Origin of the sequence: Streptosporangium sp. NPDC006007 (assembly GCF_040614315.1) — a bacterium.
In the GTDB taxonomy this organism is placed as follows: Bacteria; Actinomycetota; Actinomycetes; order Streptosporangiales; family Streptosporangiaceae; genus Streptosporangium.
Genome location: NZ_JBEXUG010000090.1, coordinates 1 through 3,023, shown reverse-complemented (window position 1 = coordinate 3,023; position 3,023 = coordinate 1). Strand labels below are relative to the sequence as shown.

Here is a 3,023-nt window from a genome sequence, read left to right as displayed (position 1 = left end):
ACGGCTCCAACTTCGGACCCCGACGACGCACCGGCTCACCGGAAGAAGAGTTCACACAGGATCTAACGACGGATTACCGGCGCAGGACACTAGCCGTGGAGTCGTTCCGACGGGCAGCATCTCGAAGTTCCTCGATCAGCGGCCACAACGGACTGTCCTTCTCGTCGAAGGTGTCAATATCAATGCGCTGATCCTTTTCGATGATCCTCGCGTTCGACGTGTCCTCCTCCTCGGCCGGCGTGGTGACTGATCGACTCGTCTTCTCCGGGTCGTCGCGGCCGGCCAACTGGACTCCAACTATGAGAATCAAAGCAACACCCGGAACGAGCATCAGCCAGTGGCGCCATACCCGGTCAGGCCTGGACCGCCGCGGATCTTCCTTGATCACCGGTCTCCTCCAATACATCCCAGGTAAGTCTGGCGTTTCACGACCAAGGCCGCGAGAGTGGTAAAACCCCGGTGCTTTGTTACCAGTTTGGACGATTTCAGCGCACGACCCGTTGACCTACCACGTTCCAGGTCAGCGGGCCCTTCCGTGTTCCCATGACTCCCCGCGGCTCCCCAGTGCCCCGGCAAGTTTGTGATTTGGTCGGTGTGATCACTTCGATCCGGGATTGAACAGGTCGAGGACCCGCTGGTGGTCGTAGCCGTGATCGCGGCGAGCGTGGGCGATACTGAGGTGCTCCAGAGATTCCGAGCTGTTCAGCGTCACCGTCTGCGGCATCGACGAGCTCATCGCTCTGATCAAGAACCGGCTCAAACCCATACACTACCGGCCCGACCTGCTGGACGGCTTCATCGCCGAGACCGGGCTGATGATCTCCGATCCGACATAACCCCCGCCCGGGGTCCAAAGCGGCACTCAACGTCGTTCGGCGTATATTCCGCGAACTCCGGCGTGGAACCACCCACGGTGGCGTACGGCTGCGCGGCCTGAAAACGATCAGCGGCGCCCGGTCTGGAGGAAATCCCTGGTTCGGTATTTTGGCGAGGTGCCGACCAGCGAGCGCCACCTGTCAACCGAGGAACAAGCCGTGATCCTGGCCCTTCTCGTCCAGGACTTCCCCGGCGCCGACGAACTTCGGGCTCAGGTCCCCTCGGCGGTCGTGACCAGGCACTGCGGATGCGGATGCGCAACGGTCGATCTTCATGTGGGAAGCGGACCTCGCGCGCTCGCCGCTCCGGTGCGAGACGGAGTTTTGATCTCCGCCAGCGTACGTGGGCGCAGTGACGGTGTTCTGCTCCTCGTCGAGGAAGGTCGGCTCCCGTGCCTGTAGGTCTACTCCATCGAGGACGAGCCTGCCCCGCTTCCCCGACCCGAAGATCTCGTCATTGACCCCCCTCCTTGGCAGGCTCAGGTGAGACATCGGGAGGAAGTACCCCTCTGAGCTGTAAGTAGGGCGAGACAGGACCATTAACGATCGTGACCTTGACTGTTGCTGACCTGGGTGTCGGTGTGCGTGATGATGTAACCGTGAGTTCGGAGCCAGAGCCGGAAGGCCCACGGACCGAGCGGCCCAAGCGGCGCAGGTTCAGCGCGGAATACAAGCTGCGGATCGTAGCCGAGTACGACGCGCTGACCGAGCCGGGTGCCAAAGGTGCGCTGCTGCGCCGTGAAGGGTTGTACTCCACCCACATCCTGGATTGGCGGCTGGCTCGCGATCATGGAGCGCTGCGGGCGCTGGAGGCCAAACCGCCAGTGCGTAAAGACGCCAAAAGCCCGGCCGAGAAAGAGGCCGAGCGGCTGCGGCGGGAGAATGAGAAACTCGCCGCGGAGCTGGCCAAGTCCAAGAAAGCACTGGCGATCCTGGGAAAAGCGCACGAGCTCTTGGAACTGCTGTCCGAGAACACGGACGCGCCCTCGAGGCCGAGCAAGCCGAACGAGTGATCGCCGAGGCGTTCGACGCCCTGGAACAGGTGCTGAACACCAAGAGGGCCTGCGAGCTGACCGGGATCTCACAGGCCACGCTGTATCGGAGGCGCAACCCCCGGCCTCGACCGGCCGGCCCGCCCGCACCGCGGCCCACCCCGCCGAATGCGTTGTCACGCGCCGAGCGGCATGAGGTGCTGGAGACGCTCAACTCCTACCGGTTCATCGACAAGGCGCCGCCGCAGGTATGGGCGACGTTGCTGGACGAGGGCGTCTATCTGTGCAGCATCTCCACGATGTACCGGCTGCTGCGCGCCGAGGACGGCGTGCGCGAACGTCGCGCCCAGGCCCGCCACCCGGCCAAGACGATCCCCGAGCTGGTCGCCGATGGTTCCGGGCAGGTGTTCACCTGGGACATCACCAAGCTCAAGGGGCCGGCTGCGGGCATCACCTATGACCTTTACGTGATGCTCGACATCTACAGCCGCTACGTGGTCGGCTGGCGCGTCGAGCACCGTGAAAGCGCCGAGTTGGCCGCTGACTTCATCGCCACCACCGTGACCCGCAACGGTGGCACGCCCCGGGTGGTGCACGCCGATCGGGGCACCTCGATGACGTCCAACGACGTGGCCGCGCTGCTGGTCGAACTGCAGATCACCCGCTCACACTCGCGGCCGAGGACCTCCAACGACAACCCCTACAGCGAGGCGGCGTTCAAGACACTGAAGTACTGTCCGGCCTTCCCCGAGCGGTTCGGCGGCATCGACGACGCGCGGGCGTTCTGCGAGGCGTTCTTCACCTACTACAACCACGAACACCGCCATTCGGGAATCGGACTGCACACCCCGGCCTCGGTGCACTTCGGCACCACAGCCGAGATCCGCGCCCAGCGGGCCGCGGCCTTGGCAGCGGCCTACCAGGCCAGTCCGGGCCGGTTCCGCAGGAAGCCCACCCCACCCACGATCCCCATCAAGGCATGGATCAACGACCCAGGCAAACGGGAGAAGCAGGCACAGAACATCTAAAGCAACCGTGTCTCACCGAGCTTGACAAGTTCCGAGACGCGGCGGTAAGGCCGCGCTGGTCTCCAAGGGGGCCGCAGGAGCCGGCTGCAGGCTCACCGCCAAGCAACTGGATCGTCTGGAGGCGCTGC

At 64.3% G+C, this 3,023-nt stretch carries 3 protein-coding genes and 1 pseudogene; 1 reads left to right on the top strand and 3 read right to left on the bottom strand.

Annotated features, from left to right (window positions below; all coding sequences use genetic code 11):
* Positions 1–73: 73 nt before the first annotated feature.
* The 3 genes from ABZ194_RS30175 to ABZ194_RS30165 all read right to left on the bottom strand — a co-directional run bounded on the left by ABZ194_RS30175 (position 74) and on the right by ABZ194_RS30165 (position 1,367).
* On the bottom strand, positions 74–388 hold the full coding sequence (locus ABZ194_RS30175) for a hypothetical protein (RefSeq protein WP_355600416.1): 315 nt from the start codon (positions 386–388) through the stop codon (positions 74–76).
* Positions 389–598: 210 nt separating this feature from the next.
* On the bottom strand, positions 599–760 hold the full coding sequence (locus ABZ194_RS30170) for a hypothetical protein (protein ID WP_355600415.1): 162 nt from the start codon (positions 758–760) through the stop codon (positions 599–601).
* A gap of 256 nt (positions 761–1,016) precedes the next feature.
* Positions 1,017–1,367 (bottom strand): hypothetical protein, encoded by a 351-nt coding sequence (locus ABZ194_RS30165; RefSeq protein ID WP_355600414.1) that lies wholly within the window; start codon positions 1,365–1,367, stop codon positions 1,017–1,019.
* Positions 1,368–1,444: 77 nt separating this feature from the next.
* Here ABZ194_RS30165 and ABZ194_RS30160 point away from each other — a divergent pair.
* Positions 1,445–2,895 (top strand): annotated as a pseudogene (locus ABZ194_RS30160) (IS3 family transposase).
* Positions 2,896–3,023: the final 128 nt, after the last annotated feature.